1 protein-coding gene is annotated in these 381 nt (G+C 53.5%); it reads right to left on the bottom strand.

Going from position 1 to position 381, the window contains the following annotated elements:
• Positions 1-381 (bottom strand): MIP/aquaporin family protein (locus WCE05_RS26445; RefSeq protein ID WP_368816901.1); only part of this gene is annotated, 381 nt, incomplete at both ends.

Raw genomic sequence — 381 nt, 5'->3', positions numbered from 1 at the left:
ACCGGAATCCATGAATAGCCCCAGTCCGACGTACCTTTACCTTTGATTGGAAGGATCGCATGTGCAATTCGCGGACCGAGGTCACGTGCCGGGTTGATGGCATAGCCCGTTGTACCACCAAGCGAGAGACCGATTGATACGACGAGGAACCCGACGATGAGCGGATTTAAGCCCTCTGTGAATTCGTTGGCCCCAAATGACAAAATCCCGAAGACGAGCACGAACGTACCAATGATTTCTCCAATCAAGTTGAAGGGCGTGCTCCGAATACCTGGCGCTGTCGAGAATGTCGCCAATTTTGCCCCTGGGTCGTCCGTCACATCATAGTGTGGCTTGTAATGTACGAAGACGAGGACGGCCCCGATGAACGCCCCGATAAAC

Origin of the sequence: Pseudomonas sp. I2 (assembly GCF_040984075.1) — a bacterium.
GTDB lineage: Bacteria > Pseudomonadota > Gammaproteobacteria > Pseudomonadales > Pseudomonadaceae > Aquipseudomonas > Aquipseudomonas guariconensis_B.
Note: the sequence above shows the minus strand (reverse complement) of the source record. Positions and strands in the feature narration are given on the sequence as shown.